Raw genomic sequence first — 18,788 nt, forward strand, 5'->3', positions numbered from 1 at the left:
TCAGGTGAGCCTGGCCGCGACCGTGCCGGCCCGGGCGCCGTAGCCGCCGCCGAACATGCAGGCGTGGACGAGCAACGGGAACAGCTGGTGGATGCCCAGCCGATCCTCCCAGCCGTCCGCGAGCGGGGTCGCGTCGTTGTAGGCCTGCATCACCCGCGGGAGGTGGGGCAGGCCGAAGAGGTGGAGCATCGCGATGTCGACCTCGCGGTGGCCGCCGTAGGCCGCCGGGTCGATCACGTGGACCTGGCCGTCCTGGCCCCACAGGCAGTTGCCGTTCCAGAGGTCGCCGTGCAGCCGGGCAGGTGACTCGTCGGGGAGCAGCCTCGTCAGCCGGCCCACGACCGCCTCGACCGCGGCTGCGTCCTCGGGGGTGATCGCCTCACGGTCGCGGGCGAGCTTGAGGTAGGGCAGCACCCGTCGCACGGCGTAGAACTCGGGCCACGAGTCGCAGGCCCGGTTGGGCAACGGCAGCCGGCCGATGAAGCCGTCGTCGGCCAGGCCCCACCCGTCGGCCCCCGCGGCGTGCGTGGTGGCGAGCTGCTGGCCGAACGCAGCGGCAGCCTCCACCGGGGTCTTGGCGGTCTGCTCGACCCAGGCGAGGATCACGCACTCGCTGTCGGCGGCGAGCAGGGCCGGGACCGGGACGCCGCCGTTGACCTCGGCGAGCCACCGCAGGCCCGCGGCCTCCGCCTCGAAGAAGCCGGCCGGTGCCTGGGTGAGGGTCTTCATGAGGGCGGTCTGCCCGGTGGAGAGACGGAGCTTCGTGGCGGTTGCGATGTCGCCGCCCGCGACGGGTGCGGTGGCGACGACGGCCGCGCCGAGCAGCTCCTCGGCGCGCTTGGCGACCAACGGCTGGCGGGTCATGACGAGCACCTCCTCCTGGTCGCGGTGTCCCTCACCGTAGTACGCGCCGGCAACGCTCCACGATCGTCTCGCTGGTCCGCGCGACCATCTCGAGCACCTCGGTGAAGCCCTCGTCGCCGCCGTAGTAGGGGTCCGGCACGTCGTCGCCGGTCCCGATCGGGTCGAAGTCGCGGAACTTCGCGACCCGCTCGGAGCGGCCCCCGACATCGGCGAGGTTGGAGTCGTCCATGACGAGGACGAGGTCGTACGACGACGTCCAGCCGGCGTCGTACTGCTGGGCGCGGTGGCGCGTCGGGTCGTGACCGGCGTCGGCGAGGGTCGCGGCGGCACGGGCGTCCATCGGCTTGCCGACGTGCCAGCCCGCGGTCCCTGCGCTGCTCACCTGGACGCGATCGGCCAGCCCGGCCGCTGCCAGGCTCGACTCGAGGACGACGTGGGCCATGGGGGAGCGGCAGATGTTGCCGAGGCAGACGACGGCGAGCCGGTAGGGGCCGGAGGTCTGCTGCGGGGGCAGGCCGCGGAGGTTCGCGTCCACGGCTCAGTCGGCGTCCGGCAGGGCGATGCGCACGCCCCACCCGATCACGGTGATGACGACCGACCCCACCAGCGCGTTCCAGAACCCGTCGACGTGGAAGCCGAGGTCGAACGCGCCGGCGAGCTTGGCCGTCAGCAGCAGCATCGCGGCGTTGATGACCAGCAGCAGGAGGCCGAGCGTCAAGATGATGAAGGGAAGCGAGATGAGCTTGATGATCGGCTCGACGAAGGTCGAGACGAGTCCGAGGATCAGGGCGACGCCCAGGAGCGGCAGCCACTTCTCCTGCAGCTCGGCGTTGCCGTGAGCGGGACCCTCGAACCAGATGCCGTCGAGCAGGAGGGCCGCGATGGCGATCCCCGCGGCGTAGGTCAGCAGCCAGGTCAGGAATCGCATGGCAAGACCCTAGCGATGCGCCCCGCCCGATAGCGTCGGGGCGTGGACCAGGTCGGCGGGATCGAGTCGATGGTGCTCGGTGCGTTCGTGTCCGGCTGCTTCTTCGGGCTGGTCGCGCTCGCCCTCGCCCGCGCCGTGGGGTGGGTGACGGCGGCGGCCGTGGCGGGGTTCGCGTGGTCGGTCGTCGTGATCGCCCTGGTCACGCTGCTCCCGTTGACGGCCATCGACCTCCAGATGCCCGCCGACGCCAGCCCCGACCAGTGCTCGACCGACTACGGCGGCCCGGCCCCCGAGGGGTTCTGGATCTTCTCCGGGACCCAGCGCACCCTCAACACGGCGCTGTTCGTCCCTGCCGGTGCGCTCCTCGTGCTCGGCGCTGCGCGCTGGCGGGTCGCTGCGTGGGTCGTCGTACCCGCCGGGCTGGCGGCGCTGGCCGCCTACAGCGTGGGGATCGAGGTCGCCCAGCTCGAGGTGGCCAGCATCGGTCGTGCCTGCGACGTCACCGACGTCGTCGACAACGTGACCGGGGCGATCATCGGTGCGGCGCTCGGGCTCTTCCTCGCCCTGGTGTTCCGGCCGTGGCGGCACCGTCGGCGTCCCGGCTGAGGCGTCCTCTCACTAGGGTGACGAGCATGTCGACCACCCCCACGCCACGGCCCAACGTGCTCGCAATCCCCGCGTACGTCGCCGGCAAGCCGCCCACCCCGCGGCCCGGCCTCACGTCCTACAAGCTCTCGTCCAACGAGAACCCCTATCCACCGTTGCCGGGCGTGCTCGAGGCAGCGACCGAGGCCGCTGCGGCGATGAACCGCTACCCCGACATGGGCAGCTCCGCGCTGTACGACGCCCTCTCGGCGCGGCTCGGTGTGCCCACCGACGACCTCGCGGCCGCGACGGGCTCGGTGGCCCTGATCTACCAGCTCGTCAACGCCTTCTGCGGCCCCGGCGACGAGGTGGTCTACGCGTGGCGCAGCTTCGAGGCCTACCCGATCGCGGTCACGGTGGGTGGCGCCACCAGCGTGCAGGTGCCGCTGACCGCCGAGGGGCGCCACGACCTCGACGCCATGGCCGCCGCGGTCACCGAGCGGACCCGCATCGTGATGGTGTGCACGCCCAACAACCCGACCGGGCCCGCGGTGGGCCAGGCCGAGCTCGACGCGTTCCTCGCCAAGGTTCCGCAGCACGTGGTCGTCGTCGTCGACGAGGCCTACCTCGAGTTCGTGCGGATGGCCGACGCGGTCGACGGCCTCGCGACCTACCGCGCCCACCCCAACGTCGTGCTGTTCCGCACGTTCTCCAAGGCCTACGGTCTGGCCGGCTTCCGCGTGGGGTACGCCGTGGCGCCGGGCCCGATCGCCGCGGCCCTCCGGGCGGTGTCCCTGCCGTTCGGTGTCAGCCACGTCGCCCAGGCGGCGGCCATCGCCTCGCTCGAGGCGGGTGACGCGCTGATGGAGCGGGTGGACGAGCTGGTCGCCCGCCGGGTGGACGTCGTGGCCCGGCTGCGTGACGTGGGCTGGGAGCTCCCGGACGCCCAGGGCAACTTCGTCTGGTTCCCGCTGGGTGAGCGGACTCCCGACTTCGCCGCGGCCTGCGGGGAGGCCGGTGTCTCCGTGCGTCCCTACGCGACCGACGGTGTCCGGGTCACGATCGGGGAGGCCGAGGCCCTCGACCGCATCGTCGAGGTGGCGGCACAGTTCGCCCGGTGACTCCGTCGTCGGCGACCGTCGCACCCAGTCGGTGGGTGAGCGATCAACTACTCTCTCGGCATGGCATACGTCGAGGAGAGCTCGTTCGAGCGGGACATGAGCTACATCCCCGATCGCGTCCTCGTGGGGGCGCGATCGGGTGACCCGCTCGACGACAGGTTCCCGAGCGGCTCGAAGGACAGCCCGCGCGACGTGAAGGTGTGGCCGGTCGAGCCCGGGCGCTACCGCCTGGTCGCCGCCAAGGCCTGCCCGTGGGCCAACCGGGCCATCATCGTGCGCGAGCTGCTGGGCCTCCAGGAGGTCATCGGCCTGGGGACGCCCGGCCCCACCCATGACGCCCAGAGCTGGACCTTCGACCTCGACCCCGACGGCCTGGACCCGGTCCTCGGGATCCACTGGCTGCAGGAGGCCTACTTCAACCGGATCCCCGGCTACGAGCGTGGCATCACCGTGCCTGCGATCGTCGACATCGGGTCGAAGGCCGTCGTCACCAACGACTTCCCCCAGATCACCCACGACCTCTTCTTCGAGTGGCGCGAGCACCACCGCCCCGACGCTCCAGACCTGTGGCCGGCCGACCTCCGCGAGGAGATGGAGGAGGTCATGCAGCGGGTCTTCACCGAGGTCAACAACGGTGTCTACCGGTGTGGCTTCGCCGGCACGCAGCAGGCCTACGACGACGCCTACGCCCGGCTGTGGACGGCGATGGACTGGCTCGAGGAGCGCCTGACCGCTCGTCGCTACCTGATGGGCGACGCGATCACCGAGGCCGACGTACGCCTCTTCACCACGCTGGCGCGCTTCGACGCGGTCTACCACGGCCACTTCAAGTGCAACCGCAACAAGCTCACCGAGATGCCCGCCCTGTGGGGTTATGCACGTGACCTGTTCCAGACGCCGGGGTTCGGAGAGACCATCGACTTCGACCAGATCAAGGCTCACTACTACGTCGTCCACACCGACGTGAACCCCACCGGCATCGTGCCGCAGGGCCCCGACGAGAGCGGCTGGACCACCCCACACGGTCGCGGCTGACCCCAACTGGTCTGGTCCTCTCGCTCCCTACTGCTGCGTTCCGCCCGAGGTCCTGTCAAGGAACCACGCACGTATCGGTGAGGTTCCGCGCGAGGTCGGCTCGCGTCCACACCCCGGGCTGATGGTGTGTCTTGAGGTCTGCCGTCATCGGGGGCGACCGACGACGTCCGGCCCTCCGGGGGGATGGCCGGTCTGACCAGCACATTCGTACTTTGGGGAAGCGTGGGGCGAGATGTCGGCATTGTGGAGCACGTTCGGTGTGTCCGGTGGACGCACAGCAGCAGCGGTCAGGCGGGGGATGGCAGCGCTGCTGGTCCTCCCCGTGCTGGCCGCCGTCCAGGTCGTGGCGGCAGCACCTGCGGAGGCAGTGCTCGTCGCAGGCTTCGAGATCGACGGCAACACGCCCGACGGCGCAGAGGCCGGGGTCGACTGGGACACCCCCGTCGGCACCAGGGCGGACGACCCCGTCGGCAACATCGACACCACCACGTTCAAGGGGAGCAAGGAGTTCGAGCACCCCTCGACCTGGGAGCGCGGCGTGGGCCTGGCGCCCAACCAGGACGACATCTCCGCCGTCTACTTCCACGACGCCATCGTCGACGGTGACATCTGGGGGTACGTCGGCTTCCGGCGCTACACGACCACCGGCGTGACCAACTTCGACGTGGAGTTCAACAAGCTGCCCAACGCCACCGCGACGACGTACCTCCCCGTGCGCTCCGTCGGCGACGTCATGGTGCGCTTCGAGCAGGACGGCAACAACGCCTTCGAGCTCACCGCGGCCTGGTTCTGGACGCGGGTGAGCTCCAGTGACTGGGGCTCCGGGTGCATCGAGGTCCCCGGCTACACGCCGCGCTCGGGCTGGTGTGCGGAGAGCATCACGTCGATCCCCTTCACCGGTGCGACCGGGGAGGACGGCCACTTCGCCGAGGGTGCGTTCAACTTCAGCAGCCTCCTCGACCAGGCAAACCCCGGCGCGACCTGCGCCGGCGGCGACTTCGGCACCATGAACCTCCGCTCCTTCACCGGCAACGCCAACGAGTCGGCCCTCAAGGACTACGTCGAGCCCCTCGCCATCGACGTCGACGACACGTGTGGAGAGCTCGAGATCTACAAGGTCGACCAGTTCGGCGACCCGGTGCCCGGCGCGACGTTCTCGATCTCACCCAACCCGATCCCGGGCGAGACCGGCACGCTCGTCGTGACCGACGGTGGAGCCGGTGACCCCGACAGCACCGCCGACGGCGCGATCGTCATCGACCCGGCCACCCCCGGCACCTACACCGTCATCGAGACCGCGGCGCCTCCGGGCTACGAGCTGGTGCAGCCCGAGTCCGCGCGCACCTGGACCGTCACGGTCGGCGAGAGCGGCCAAGGCAGCGTGAACGTGCCGTTGTCGGTGCAGAACCGCCTCTACTTCGAGCCGCCCTCGATCCTCAACGAGCCCGACTACGACGTCGACTACAACTGGGAGGTCACCAAGTCGGTGGCGGACCCCAGCACCGTCGACGTCCCGGAGGGCACTCCCGCCACCTTCACCTACACGGTGCTGCTGCGGGCCCTCCAGGCCACCCGCACCGACTACGGCGGCACCATCACGCTCGACAACCCCAACGACCACGGCATGCGCGGCACGCTGAGCGTCGGGATCGACGGCGGCAGCGCGTGCACGATCGACACGGTCACCGACCTGGACGACGACCCCACCAACGGGTTCCAGGTCGCGATGCCGGCCGGTGAGCGCGTGCTGACCTACTCCTGCACGGTCGCGCCGGACGCGGAGCCGCCGTCGGGCACGACCGCCACGATCGCGTGGAACCCGATGACCTACCCGCAGCCGCCTGCGGACCCGGCGCCGACCTACACCCGTTCGGACTCCTCGCCGTTCACGATCGACCAGAGGGTCGACGAGCAGACCACCGTCACCGACGTCTTCGACTCGGACGCGGGCACCACCAGGACATGGGGTCCCTTCGACTGGCACGACGTCCGCAACCCTGACGCGACACCGCCACACACGATCGTCGTCGCCACCTACACCAGGACCGTGGCCGGAGTCCCCGGCGAGTGCAATCCCTACGACAACCTGGTCAGCGAGTCCGCCGACGGCACGACCGACACCGAGCGGGTCAACGTCTGCGTCGGTCGTGACCTGACGATCACCAAGGACGCCCGGCTCGGCTTCCAGCGCGACCTCCTGTGGAGCATCAAGAAGGGTGGTCCCGGAACGGTCTTCACCGGCGAGGACGCCAACGGCGTGCTCCAGCGCATGGTCCGCTACACGATCGACATCACCGCACGCGGCAAGAGCGACACCCAGTTCGGGCTCTCGGGCACGATCCACCTCGACAACCCCAACGAGTGGCCCGTCACCGGCACCATCACCGACACGGTCGTGATCGACGGCGCGACGATCACCTGTGACGTGGACGGGGCTGACGTCGGGGGAGCCGACGGCCACCAGGTCACGGTTCCCGCCAACGCGGTCGACCACGAGCTCACCTACTCCTGCGCCGGGGTCGAGGAGGGCGACTACGTCGGCAAGAACACCGTGACGTTCGACTACAGCGCCGACTCCCACGAGTACCCCGACGCTGACGACACCGCGACCAGGACCGTCGACGTCGAGGTCGTCGGTGACCCGGAGCCGGCCCACCAGAAGGTCACGATCACCGACCTGCTGGACGGGAACGACGTCACGGGCGCGCTGCCGCAGTCGGAGTTCGACTGGACGACCGTGAACGGGATGGACGACAACACCCAGCGCGTGCCGTACGACGTGCTGCTCGGCACGACCGCCGACAAGTGCACCGACCACACCAACGTCGTCTCGATCGACGGCCTGACCTACCCGGGGACCAGCGACGGCCACACCGTGACCGTCTGCTCGCCCGGGGTCGGCAAGACGGTCGAGGCCGACTACGGCCAGAAGCAGCTGTGGGACCTCGCCAAGCAGGTCGACAAGACCCAGGTGGAGATCAGCGAAGGCGGCACCGCCACCTTCAACTACACCGTGAAGGCGACTCCCGGTGCGGTGGTCGACGACGGCACCTCGTCGTGGTCCGGTCAGCTGTCCGTGCACAATCCCTCCACCACCACCGCCCTGACCGTCGACGTGAAGGACCTGCCGTCGGTCACCGGCTGGACGTGCCAGCTGCTGGACGACGGCAGTGCCGTGGAGGTGCTGCCCGGCGCGACACTGCTCGTCGACTACGAGTGCTCGGGAACCGGGCACCCGTCCGGCAAGAACACGGTCGAGGTCGCCTTCGACCAGGACCAGGTCGTCAAGAAGACCGTGGACGTCACGTTCGATCCCCGCGCTGCGGTCAGTGACTCGGTCGTGGAGGTGTGGGACGACAAGACCAACCCCGGCCAGCCCCCGGTGCTGCTGGGCGAGGCCGACGCCTCCGACCCCGAGTCCTGGACGTTCGAGTACGCCGTCGTGAAGAGCGGGGTGGCGGGCGCCTGCACGACCTACACCAACACCGCCGTGGTGCTGCTCGAGGCCACCGATCCCGACCCGACTGCACAGGCGAAGGCCGAGCTCTGCGTCGAGAAGCCGCTGACGATCGAAGTGTCGGCCGAGGGACGCTACGGCGTGACCTACCCGTGGACGATCGACAAGGAGGTCGACCAGACTCGTGTCGAGGTCGACGAGGCCACCGGCGAGGCGACCTTCGACTACACCGTCACCGTGAGGGCCGGCGAGGAACAACCTGCCGGCTGGACGATGGACGGCTCGATCGAGGTGTCCAACCCCAACGGCTACACCGGCGGCGCCATCACGCTGACGGACGCCGACGTCACCACCGACCTGGGTGGTGGTGCGACCTGCACGGCGACACTTCCGGCCCCGCCGGTCGTGCCCGTGGCGTCGGGTGGCGGGGCAGGCACGCTGGTCGTCCCGTTCACCTGCACCTTCACCGGTGAGCCCGCAACATCCGGCACCGTCAGTGCCACGGTCACGTGGGACCCCGCCGGCTCGGGTGAGGTGGCCACGGCCAGCGACACCGGTGCCGTCGAGCTCTCGGTCGGCCAGGAGACCCACAGGACGGTCGACGTCATCGACGACAAGACCGACCCGGCGAACCCGGTGGTCCTCGAGGAGGACCTCACCTGGTCCAGCGGTCTGGTGAAGTCCTACGAGTACTCCCTCACCCTCCCCGGAACTCCCGGCGAGTGCGTCGACCACACCAACACCGCCGTCGTCGACCTCACCCCCGGCCAGGGGACCTCGACGACCGCGTTCGACGAGCAGGGCAACCCGCAGGACGAGCAGACTGTCGCGGTGTGCGTGGAGAGCCCGCTGGGCGCGGAGGTCGACGCCGAGGCGGATCTCGCCCGGGCCTACGCGTGGTCGATCGACAAGTCGGTCGACGCCACCCAGCGCAACGTCGACGCGTCGGGCACCGCCACCTTCCGCTACACGGTCGTGGCCCGGGCGGGTGACGCGACCGACTCGGGATGGCGGATGTCCGGCTCCGTCGAGCTGACCAACCCCAACACCTACCCCGGTGGCGACATCACCGCCGACGTGTCGGCTGCCAGCGACGTCGGAGGCGGGGCGACCTGCACGGTCGCCGGCGGTGAGGACGTCGTCGTACCGGCGGCAGCCGACGGGAGCGGATCGCGCACCCTGCCGGTGACGTGCTCCTTCTCCTCGAAGCCTGCGAGCTCCGGTTCGTTGACCGTCACGGCGACCTGGGACCCGGCTGGCGAGGCTGCCACGGCAAGCGTCTCGGACTCCGCTCCGGTGTCGTTCGCCGTCCGGTCGGAGACCAACAAGGTCGTGGACGTCGTCGATGACAAGACCCGGCCCGGTGAGCGCGTGGTCCTGGAGGAGGTCGTCGTCTGGTCGCAGGGCCTGGTGAAGACCTACACCTACGACCTGGCGCTCGCGGGTGGCGCGGCCGGCGCGTGCGTGGCCTACACAAACACCGCTGCGGTCGACCTGACCGAGGGTGTCGACCCGACGGCGTCGGCGACGACCAGCGTGTGCGTGCCTGTCGTGGTGACGCCCCCGCCGCCGCCGGCCCCGCCGGAGGTGCTCCCCGCTGAGGCGTTCGGCAAGGCGGTCGGCAACGTGCGGGCCACCTGTCAGGGCACGGTCCGGGCCAGCCTGAAGAACCGGTCCGGGGTCAGGGTGACCTACCGGCTGCGGGTGGGCAAGAAGGTCCACCGCATCGAGGTCCGGTCGCTGCAGAACAAGAAGTTCCGGACCAGTGGCAAGGCACGCGCCAAGGTGACCCTGAAGCTGGGGACACGGGTGCTCGACCGGATCCGCGTGCCGGCACGCTGCGCCCTTCCCGAGGTGCTTCCGGCCACCGGCCTGCGAGCAGCCCAGGTCAAGGCGCGCATCGACCACCAGGCGTCGCTCATGAGGGGGCACTGAGCGGCCGCTTGGCCACCTCCATCCCCCGATGGAGGGTCACAACCGGCGTCGGTGGACGACCCACGCGTCCACCGGCGCCGGCGTGCGTCCTGGGTGGTCTGGTCCGCCCCGGGGGTCAAAGCACCGGAAACGGTGAAGGACTGGTGCAGGATGCGTACAGGTTTCCTACTCGTTGGTAACCACGGGTGTTCAGGGCGGCGTCGAGGCAGCACATTGAGCGCGCGTGGTTCCAAGTCTCATCGGGGGGATCGCGCAGCCGGCCGCCCAACCTGGGCGGCGTCTGGTGGCTACGTGGAGCGTGACTTGGCTAGGGGTGTGGGATCCATGGTTCGTTGGGGTGCATCGGCGCGCGGGGAGAATCGGGGCTCGGGGGTGGTCGGCCGGGTGGCAGCACTCCTGCTGCTCGTTCCGGCCATGACAGTCGTGGCGGGGGTGCCCGCCCACGCGACGTGGGGGGAGTCCACGCCTCCCGACGTGGTGGGCGTGCCGTCCGGCGACCCGGGCTACGGCAAGGCCAAGCTCGTAATCAACAAGGGTGGCGACCGCACCAGCACCGGCGTCTCGCCCCTGAGCGGTGCACGGTTCGAGTTCTTCAGGACCACCTCCAACGCGTTGAGCGGCGGCACCAGCGTCGGCACCTGCACGACCGACGCCACCGGGCGCTGCGGCATCCTCGCCTCCCTGAGCAGCAGCTACTACGACACCTACTTCTACGCGACCGAGCTCTCGGCGCCCGCCGGCTGGTCCGCTCCGGGGAGCTGGGGCGGCTCCGACGACCCCGTCCGCTACGCGACCGGAGCGATCAACCGCTACGACTCGGCCAGCCAGCGCACCAGGCTGCTGCCCGGCACCGGCCGAACCTGGCCGGACGTGCGCACCAACCCGCAGGCGCCCACCCGCTGCGGCATCGACATCAGCATGATCTTCGACGTCTCCAACTCCATCGACTCCTCCGAGCTCACCACGTTCAAGGCAGCCGGCAGGTCGGTGATCGACAGCCTGGTCAACACGCCTTCGCGCGTCGCGCTGCACAAGTTCGCCACCGACGCCTCGACCGTCCTCGGCGCGCTGACCCCCGTGGGCGACGCGGCAGGTGCCACGACGGTCAAGAACGCCATCAACGGCCTCACCGGTCCGGGCGGCAACGCCGGTGGCACCAACTGGGACCGCGGCCTGTGGCAGAGCGTCAACAGCGACTACGACGTCGCGCTCATCCTCACCGACGGTGACCCGACCTTCTGGGGCAGCCCTGCGGCCGGTCCCGGCGACGTGACCACGCTGCGCGAGGTGGAGGAGGCGATCCACTCCGCCAACGCCATCAAGGCCGGCAAGACCCAGGTGATCGCCGTGGGCATCGGGATGTCCGGGAGCGACTCGGTCAAGCGGCTCAACCTGATCTCCGACCCCGGCAGCACCTACACCACCACGTGGCAGGAGCTCGGCGAGGACCTCAAGGCGATCGCGACCGGCGCGTGCAAGAGCAAGGTCACGATCCAGAAGAAGATCGAGGACCACGACGGCATTCCCAAGCCCAACTCCAGCTACGCCAACGGCTGGTCCTTCACCGGATCGACCTCGGCCGGCACGCTGGGCAGCTTCCCGGCGACGGCGGCGGTCAACGGTCAGAACGGCTTCACCTCCGCCGACCTGACCGTCGGGGCGGGCCAGACGCCGACCATCACCATCTCCGAGTCGCTGAAGGACGGCTGGACCTACCGCGGTGCCACCTGCTCGGTCGACGGCAAGCCCGTCAGCGTGACCCCGGGCCAGCAGGCAGGGACCTTCTCCTTCACGGGTCGCTCCGGCTCGGTCATGACCTGCGAGGTGACCAACCGCAAGCCCGCGCCCCCGGCGTACCTCACGCTGACCAAGAGGGTCCTCGACGCCTCGGGCGCCACCCTTCCCGCGAGCGCAGGGGAGGCCTGGACCCTCACGGCCACCGGACCGGGCGGGTTCTCGGGCGCCGGCAACACCGCGGCCGTGACCGCCAAGAGCGTCAGCCCCGGCCAGACCTACACCCTGAGCGAGAGCACGAAGGCGGGCTACGACAACGGCACCACCTGGTCGTGCGTGAAGACGGCCGGACCGGGGGACCTCGCCTTCACCGCGCCCGACAAGGTCACCCCGGCCGCAGGTCAGGAGATCACCTGCAAGATCACCAACCAGGCGCGCATGGCCGACCTCCTCGTGAGCAAGACTGCCGTGCCGTCCTACGAGCGTGACTACGACTGGACGCTCACCAAGACCGTCGACACGACCGAGCAGACGGTGGAGCCTGGTGCCACGGCCAGCTTCGGCTACGAGGTCACCGCCACGGCCTCGGCCCCCCAGGACTCCGGGTTCAAGGTCACCGGCACCATCACCGTGCAGAACCCCAACGCCACGGCGATCTCCGGCGTGACCATCCTCGACGCGATGCCGAACGCCACGTGCACGGTGCCGGGCGGGACGTCGGCGACGATCGCGCCGGGCGCCCACGAGTTCCCCTACAGCTGCTCGCTGACCGGTGGCTCGGCCACGGCCAAGGGCACCAACACCGCCAAGGTGACGTGGAACAAGGCTCCCTACAACGGCACGAGCGGCACGGCGCAGGCCACCAAGGCCTACGACTTCGCGTCGGTCACGCCGACCACCACGGGGGCCACCGCGACCCTCCAGGACGACCGCTACGACCTCAACGGCGATGACGAGGGAACCTCTGCGGTCGTGACGCTCGCCGAGAGCCCGAAGGTCTTCGCCTACACGCTCGAGCACGGCTCGGCTGCGGGCGAGTGCCTCCCGTTCACCAACACGGCCTCGATGACCGTTCCCGGCGACGTCGACCAGAGCGCTTCCACGACGGTCGAGGTGTGCGCGCCGGTCGTGACGCCGCCGCCCACGCCGGTCACGCCGCCGGTCGAGCCCCCGGCGCTGCCGGTGGCCCCACCGGTCGCTCCCCCGGTCCCGACGGAGGTGCTGCCGGCCCAGGCCTTCGGCAAGGCCGTGGGCAAGGTGCGGACGAGCTGCCAGGGCACGGTCCGGGCGACGCTCGACAACGCCTCGGGCGTCCGGGTGACCTACAAGCTGCGTGTGGGCAAGAAGGTCCACAGCATCAAGGTGAAGTCGCTGGCCAAGAAGAAGTTCCGGACCTCGGGTGAGGCTCGAGCCAAGGTCACCCTGAAGCTCGGCAAGCGCGTCCTCGACCGGATCCGCGTCCCGAAGCGCTGTGCGCCTCCCGAGGTGCTTCCCGCCACCGGTCTCCGGGGCGGGGCGGCGCAGGCGCGCTCGGCCGGCGTGGTCAGCCTGGGCATCAGGTTGGGCTGACACCTCCCAGTCCCTCCATTGCCCCGATGGAGGACCGGCCGGCGCCGGTGGACGACCCACGCGTCCACCGGCGTCGGCTCCTTCGTGCTCCTGTGCAGAGCGCGACCCATGACGGCCGTGGGTCCGTTTGGCGTCGGCGGCTGAGTCCCGATACCGTGGCAGCACCATGTGGTCGCGGTCACACACGCCGGCGACCGCGCTGAGCCGTCGGCGTCGGGCAACCCCCGTCACGCCGCTTGCGACTAAGGAGCTGCGTTGACCGAACCTGCCGGTTTCGGCCCCGACCTTGCGGAGGTCTTCGGACCCTCCCAACAGGACGGCGGGCCCAACCTCGTCCAGCTCCTGACGCCGGAGGGCGAGCGCGTCCACCACCCCGAGTTCGACCACGACTTCTCCGCCGAGGAGCTGCGCGGGCTCTACCGCGACATGGTCCTCACCCGGCGCATCGACGTCGAGGCCACGGCTCTGCAGCGCCACGGCGAGCTCGGCATCTGGGCCCAGCTGCTGGGCCAGGAGGCCGCCCAGATCGGAGCCGGGCGCGCCCTCTCCCCGCAGGACTACGTCTTCCCGACCTACCGCGAGCACGGCGTCGCCTACTGCCGCGGCCTCGACCCCCTCAAGCTCCTCGGCCTCTTCCGCGGGGTCGACCAGGGCTCCTGGGACCCCAACGAGGCCAACTTCGGGCTCTACACGATCGTCATCGGCGCCCAGACCCTGCACGCCACGGGCTACGCCATGGGCCTCCAGCGCGACGGTGTGGTCGGCACGGGTGACCCCGAGCGCGACGCCGCGGTGATCGCCCACTTCGGCGACGGCGCCTCCTCCCAGGGCGACGTCAACGAGGCGTTCATCTTCGCCGCCTCCTACAACGCCCCGGTCGTCTTCTTCTGCCAGAACAACCAGTGGGCGATCTCCGAACCGATCGAGCGGCAGACCCGGATCCCGCTCCACCAGCGCGCGCTGGGATTCGGCTTCCCGGGCATCCGGGTCGATGGCAACGACGTGCTCGCGACGTACGCCGTCACCAAGGCGGCCCTGCAGCGGGCACGCGAGGGAAACGGGCCGTCGTTCGTCGAGGCCTACACCTACCGGATGGGTGCGCACACCACGACCGACGACCCCACCCGCTACCGCCTCAACGACGAGCTCGAGCACTGGAAGCTCAAGGACCCGATCGAGCGGCTCAAGGTCTACCTGCGCCGCAACGGCCTGGTCGACCAGGAGTTCTTCGACTCCCTCGACGCCGAGGCCAAGGAGCTCGGGGCGCACCTGCGCGAGGGCTGCAAGGCCCTGCCCGATCCCAAGCCGCTCGACCAGTTCGGCTACGTGTTCAGCGAGATGACCGAGGAGCTCGAGGCCCAGCGCGACGGCTTCGCGGCCTACCTCGAGTCGTTCGAGGGGGCCCACTCATGAGCAGCAGCCAGAAGATCACGCTGGCCAAGGGCCTCAACATGGGCCTGCGCAAGGCCATGGAGGACGACGACAAGGTCCTCCTCATGGGCGAGGACGTCGGCAAGCTCGGCGGTGTCTTCCGCATCACCGACGGCCTGCAGAAGGACTTCGGCGAGGACCGCGTCATCGACTCGCCGCTGGCCGAGTCGGGCATCGTCGGCACCGCGGTCGGGATGGCGCTGCGCGGCTACCGCCCAGTGGTGGAGATCCAGTTCGACGGCTTCGTCTACCCCGCCTACGACCAGATCGTGTGCCAGGTCGCCAAGTACACCTTCCGCTCGCAGGGCAAGGTGAAGATGCCGATCGTCATCCGCATCCCCTTCGGTGGTGGCATCGGCGCGGTGGAGCACCACTCCGAGTCGCCCGAGGCGCAGTTCGCCCACACGCCGGGCCTCAAGGTGGTCGCCTGCTCCAACCCGGTCGACGGCTACTGGATGATCCAGCAGGCCATCGCCCACGACGACCCGGTCATCTTCCTCGAGCCCAAGCGCCAGTACCACGCGGACAAGGCCGAGCTCGACGAGTCCGCCACGCCGGAGCCGCTGTTCACCTCGCGCGTGGTCCGCCCCGGCAGCGACGCGACCCTGCTGGCCTACGGGCCCACCGTCAAGACCGCCCTCAAGTGTGCCGAGGCGGCCGCCGAGGAGGGACGCCAGCTCGAGGTCATCGACCTGCGCACGCTCTCCCCGCTCGACATGGCTCCGGTGCTCGAGTCCGTACGCCGCACCGGCCGTTGCGTGGTCACGCACGAGGCCCACGTCAACCTCGGCATGGGAGCCGAGCTGGCCGCGCGGATCACCGAGGAGTGCTTCTACTCCCTCGAGGCCCCGGTGCTTCGGGTCGGCGCGTTCGACACCCCCTACCCGCCCTCGCGGATCGAGGAGGAGTACCTCCCCGACCTCGACCGTGTGCTCGACGCCGTCGACCGCACCTTCGCCTACTGAGAGGAAGCGCATGTCCGAGTTCCTCCTCCCCGACGTCGGCGAGGGCCTGACCGAGGCAGAGATCGTGGCCTGGAAGGTCAAGGTCGGCGACACCGTCGAGATCAACGACGTGATCGTCGAGATCGAGACCGCCAAGTCCCTGGTCGAGCTGCCCTCGCCCTTCGAGGGCACCGTCCAGGCACTGCTGGTCGACGAGGGCGAGACCGTGCCTGTCGGGACCCCGATCATCGCCATCGGTGACGCGTCGGAGGCGGCACCCGCTACTGCGGCGGCCGCCCCCCAGACCGAGTCCGACCCCTACCTGGGGATGGCGCAGAAGGCCGGTGGGGCGCAGGTCGACCCCAGCGAGATCGACCTGTCCAACCCGGCGGCGTCCGGCTCGATGGAGGGGGCCTCCCTCGTCGGCCGGATCAAGGCCGAGCGTGGCCCGATGCGTCGCGCCCGGCGCGGCTCGGCCTCGCCCAGCAGCGAGGCCGGCGCCCAGACCCAGCTGCAGGTGCAGGGTGCCTTCTCGCCCGGCGGTGCCCAGTCCGGCGAGGTCATGCCCGCCGACGAGCCTGCCGTCCCGGCTCGCGACGCACGACCGAAGGCGGCTGCGGCGCCCGCTGAGGCCCTGGTGCCGTCCGCCGCGCAGAGCGAGCAGGCCGACGTACGAGCCCTGGCGAAGCCGCCGGTGCGCAAGCTCGCCAAGGAGCTCGGGGTCGACCTGACCGCGCTGACCGGCTCCGGACCGTCGGGCTCGATCACCCGCGAGGACGTCCAGTCGGCCTCCGGTGGCGTCGGTCCGTCATCCGAAGGCGCAGCGATGGCTGTGGGTTCGCATGACGCAAGCGGGGGCGCGCGCGAGACCCGTGAGCCGATCAAGGGCGTGCGCAAGATGATGGCGCAGGCGATGAGCCAGTCGGCCTTCACCAGTCCCCACGTCACCGAGTGGGTCACGCTCGACGTCACCGCCACCATGCAGTTCGTCCAGCGCCTCAAGAAGAACCGCGACTTCAAGGACGTCAAGGTCAGCCCGCTGCTGGTGCTGGCGCGCGCGGTCATGCTCGCCATGAAGCGCACCCCGGAGATCAACTCCTACTGGGACGACGCCGCCCAGGAGGTCGTCCACAAGCACTACGTCAACCTTGGCATCGCGGCCGCCACGCCGCGCGGTCTCGTCGTACCCAACGTCAAGGACGCCGACAGCCTCTCGATGCTCGAGCTGGCGGGCGCCCTCAACGAGCTCACGGCCACCGCACGCGAGGGCAGGACGCAGCCGGCCGAGATGGCAGGCGGCACGTTCACGATCACCAACGTCGGCGTGTTCGGGGTCGATGCAGGCACCCCCATCATCAACCCCGGAGAATCGGCGATCCTGTGCTTCGGCGCGATCAACAAGAGGCCCTGGGTGGACGAGGCCGGTGAGCTGTGCGTGCGCGACGTGACCACGCTGGCGCTGTCGTTCGACCACCGCCACATCGACGGCGAGAAGGGCTCGCGCTTCCTCGCCGACGTCGCCTCGATCCTCTCCGACCCGGCGAGCGCGCTCCTCTTCTGACCGGCTGGCCGGGCATTCGCGTGCCCGGCCGGTCGAGGGCGTCTCACCGCCACGGGGTCTGTCGCGCGGTCCATCCGGACCCGCAAGAATCGCCGTGGCGTGTGAGTACCCCTTCTCGGCAGGAGACCCCATGACTGATCGCAGCTTCCGTACGACGATGCGCGGCTACGACCCGCTGCAGGTCGACCGAGCCCTCGCCGCGTGCGACGAGCGCGTGGCCGCCGTCGCCGCCCGGCTCGCCGAGGCGGAGGCCCAGGTGGTCACGCTGACCGAGCACGTCGGCGTGCTCGAGGGTGGAGCGCGGCAGTCGTGGGAGGAGGCCCGTCGGGCCAAGGAAGCGCTCGAGGCCTACGAGGCTGCCGAGCGCGAGCCGGCCACCTTCACCCACCTGGGAGAGCGGGTGGGCCAGATCCTGGCGCTGGCCGAGCGTGAGGCCGAGGAGATCCGCACCCGTGTCGTGGGCGAGGCCGACGAGATCCGCGCCGCGGCCGAGACCGACGCGGCCCACGTGCGCGCTGACGCCGACCTCTACGCCCAGGAGGTTCGCATCGTCGCCGAAGAAGAGGGCGCGAAGCTGATCAACGAGGCTCGCAAGGCAGCAGACGAGGAGCGTGACTCCGCCGCGCACGACGCCGCCGCGCTGCGCGGCGAGGCCGAGGCGATCGTGGAGGCGCAGCGTGCCAGTGCCGCCCAGGCCGCAGCAGACTTCGAGACCTCCCTGGCTGCGCGCCGCAAGAAGGCGACCGCCGAGATCAAGGCGCTGCAGAAGGCTGCCAAGCAGGAGCTCGACGCCATGACCGCCCGCACGAGGGAGCTCGAGGAGTCCCTCCAGCGCACCCGTGCCGAGACCGACGAGCGGATCGAGCGGATGCTCTCGGAGGCCAAGCAGCGCGCGGAGGCCACCCTCGCCGACGCGCGCGCCACGGCCGACCGGGTGCGCGCCGAGTCCGAGCGCGAGCTCGCCGCCGCCAGCCAGCGGCGCGACAGCATCAACAGCCAGCTCGCCCACGTCCGCCAGATGCTCGCGACGGTGTCCGGCGGCGTCTCGGTCGAGGCGGCGGAGCTGGAGCCGGAGATCGCGGAGGTGGAGGAGCCGACCGAGGTCGCCGCCACCTCCGACGCCACCTCCGAGCCTGCCCTGGCATCCACCTGAACCTGCCGACGTGCACGTCGTGGTGGTCGGAGGATTAGCCGGGCGGATCCCGGGTAGGACCCGCGCGTGAGTGTCGCCCGTATCTCCGACACCCGGGAGCGTCCGCGGCGCCTCCGGGTCGCGGACCAGCCGATCCCCGGGGCCAACCTCGGCACCACCCTCGACCTGCAGGGCCCGCCGCCCATCGACCTGGCCCTCGACCTGGTCGACCAGGTCGCGCGCGGCCTCGCCGAGGAGCACGCGCGGTGGAGGGTGCACGGGGACGTGCGGCCGGCCAACGTGCACCTCTACGACAACGGCCGGGGGCTCTACGCCCGCCTGTCCGCTCCGACCCCGGGTCCCGGGACGTCGCTCGACGCCTGGCACTTCGCGGCCCCCGAGCTGCGGGCGGGGCACGCCCCGACGGCGGCGAGCGACGTCTACGCGCTGGGCTGCCTCCTCTGGGTGGTGCTGAGCGGACGCTCGCCCCAC

12 protein-coding genes are annotated in these 18,788 nt (G+C 70.5%); 9 read left to right on the forward strand and 3 right to left on the reverse strand.

What is annotated here, in order from left to right:
- From EXE58_RS09300 to EXE58_RS09310, 3 genes are read right to left on the reverse strand one after another with little or no spacing between them, the layout of a single operon-like run.
- A complete protein-coding gene (locus tag EXE58_RS09300) occupies positions 1-864 on the reverse strand; it encodes a fructosamine kinase family protein (protein WP_135267620.1) in 864 nt (287 codons plus the stop codon).
- Positions 865-895: 31 nt separating this feature from the next.
- A complete protein-coding gene (locus tag EXE58_RS09305) occupies positions 896-1,399 on the reverse strand; it encodes a low molecular weight protein-tyrosine-phosphatase (RefSeq protein WP_244242506.1) in 504 nt (167 codons plus the stop codon).
- A gap of 3 nt (positions 1,400-1,402) precedes the next feature.
- Complete coding sequence (locus tag EXE58_RS09310) at positions 1,403-1,792, reverse strand: phage holin family protein (protein ID WP_135267621.1); 390 nt, start codon at positions 1,790-1,792, stop codon at positions 1,403-1,405.
- Between the two features lie 42 nt (positions 1,793-1,834).
- Here EXE58_RS09310 and EXE58_RS09315 point away from each other — a divergent pair, with 42 nt between their 5' ends.
- From EXE58_RS09315 to EXE58_RS19495, 9 genes are all read left to right on the forward strand, one after another.
- Positions 1,835-2,398: a VanZ family protein gene (locus EXE58_RS09315; RefSeq protein WP_135267622.1), complete on the forward strand. Its 564-nt coding sequence runs from the start codon at positions 1,835-1,837 to the stop codon at positions 2,396-2,398.
- Between the two features lie 26 nt (positions 2,399-2,424).
- Complete coding sequence (locus EXE58_RS09320) at positions 2,425-3,498, forward strand: histidinol-phosphate transaminase (protein WP_135267623.1); 1,074 nt, start codon at positions 2,425-2,427, stop codon at positions 3,496-3,498.
- Between the two features lie 60 nt (positions 3,499-3,558).
- A complete protein-coding gene (locus EXE58_RS09325) occupies positions 3,559-4,533 on the forward strand; it encodes a glutathione S-transferase C-terminal domain-containing protein (RefSeq protein ID WP_135267624.1) in 975 nt (324 codons plus the stop codon).
- Between the two features lie 298 nt (positions 4,534-4,831).
- Entirely contained in the window at positions 4,832-9,925 is a 5,094-nt protein-coding gene (locus EXE58_RS09330) for a prealbumin-like fold domain-containing protein (RefSeq protein ID WP_135267625.1), read from the forward strand.
- Positions 9,926-10,309: 384 nt separating this feature from the next.
- Positions 10,310-13,228 carry a VWA domain-containing protein gene (locus EXE58_RS09335; RefSeq protein ID WP_167288765.1) on the forward strand — a complete coding sequence of 973 codons (2,919 nt, stop codon included), beginning with the start codon at positions 10,310-10,312 and terminating at the stop codon, positions 13,226-13,228.
- A gap of 255 nt (positions 13,229-13,483) precedes the next feature.
- Complete coding sequence (pdhA, locus tag EXE58_RS09340; protein ID WP_135267627.1) at positions 13,484-14,641, forward strand: pyruvate dehydrogenase (acetyl-transferring) E1 component subunit alpha; 1,158 nt, start codon at positions 13,484-13,486, stop codon at positions 14,639-14,641.
- Positions 14,638-15,624, forward strand: a complete 987-nt coding sequence (locus tag EXE58_RS09345) for an alpha-ketoacid dehydrogenase subunit beta (RefSeq protein WP_135267628.1) — start codon at positions 14,638-14,640, stop codon at positions 15,622-15,624. Before pdhA ends, EXE58_RS09345 begins: the two co-directional genes overlap by 4 nt.
- A 10-nt stretch (positions 15,625-15,634) precedes the next feature.
- Positions 15,635-17,164: a dihydrolipoamide acetyltransferase family protein gene (locus EXE58_RS09350; protein WP_135267629.1), complete on the forward strand. Its 1,530-nt coding sequence runs from the start codon at positions 15,635-15,637 to the stop codon at positions 17,162-17,164.
- Positions 17,165-17,294: 130 nt separating this feature from the next.
- Positions 17,295-18,317 (forward strand): hypothetical protein, encoded by a 1,023-nt coding sequence (locus tag EXE58_RS19495; protein ID WP_167288767.1) that lies wholly within the window; start codon positions 17,295-17,297, stop codon positions 18,315-18,317.
- Positions 18,318-18,788: the final 471 nt, after the last annotated feature.

Source organism: Nocardioides seonyuensis (genome assembly GCF_004683965.1).
Taxonomy (GTDB): domain Bacteria; phylum Actinomycetota; class Actinomycetes; order Propionibacteriales; family Nocardioidaceae; genus Nocardioides; species Nocardioides seonyuensis.

Bases quoted from the DNA above. Each gene is read 5' to 3' on its own strand.
- EXE58_RS09350 (WP_135267629.1), top strand. From the start codon at position 15,635: ATGTCCGAGTTCCTCCTCCCCGACGTCGGCGAGGGCCTGACCGAGGCA.
- EXE58_RS09310 (WP_135267621.1), bottom strand. From the start codon at position 1,792: ATGCGATTCCTGACCTGGCTGCTGACCTACGCCGCGGGGATCGCCATC.
- EXE58_RS09320 (WP_135267623.1), top strand. From the start codon at position 2,425: ATGTCGACCACCCCCACGCCACGGCCCAACGTGCTCGCAATCCCCGCG.
- EXE58_RS09300 (WP_135267620.1), bottom strand. From the start codon at position 864: ATGACCCGCCAGCCGTTGGTCGCCAAGCGCGCCGAGGAGCTGCTCGGC.
- EXE58_RS09330 (WP_135267625.1), top strand. From the start codon at position 4,832: ATGGCAGCGCTGCTGGTCCTCCCCGTGCTGGCCGCCGTCCAGGTCGTG.
- EXE58_RS09325 (WP_135267624.1), top strand. From the start codon at position 3,559: ATGGCATACGTCGAGGAGAGCTCGTTCGAGCGGGACATGAGCTACATC.
- EXE58_RS19495 (WP_167288767.1), top strand. From the start codon at position 17,295: ATGACTGATCGCAGCTTCCGTACGACGATGCGCGGCTACGACCCGCTG.
- EXE58_RS09345 (WP_135267628.1), top strand. From the start codon at position 14,638: ATGAGCAGCAGCCAGAAGATCACGCTGGCCAAGGGCCTCAACATGGGC.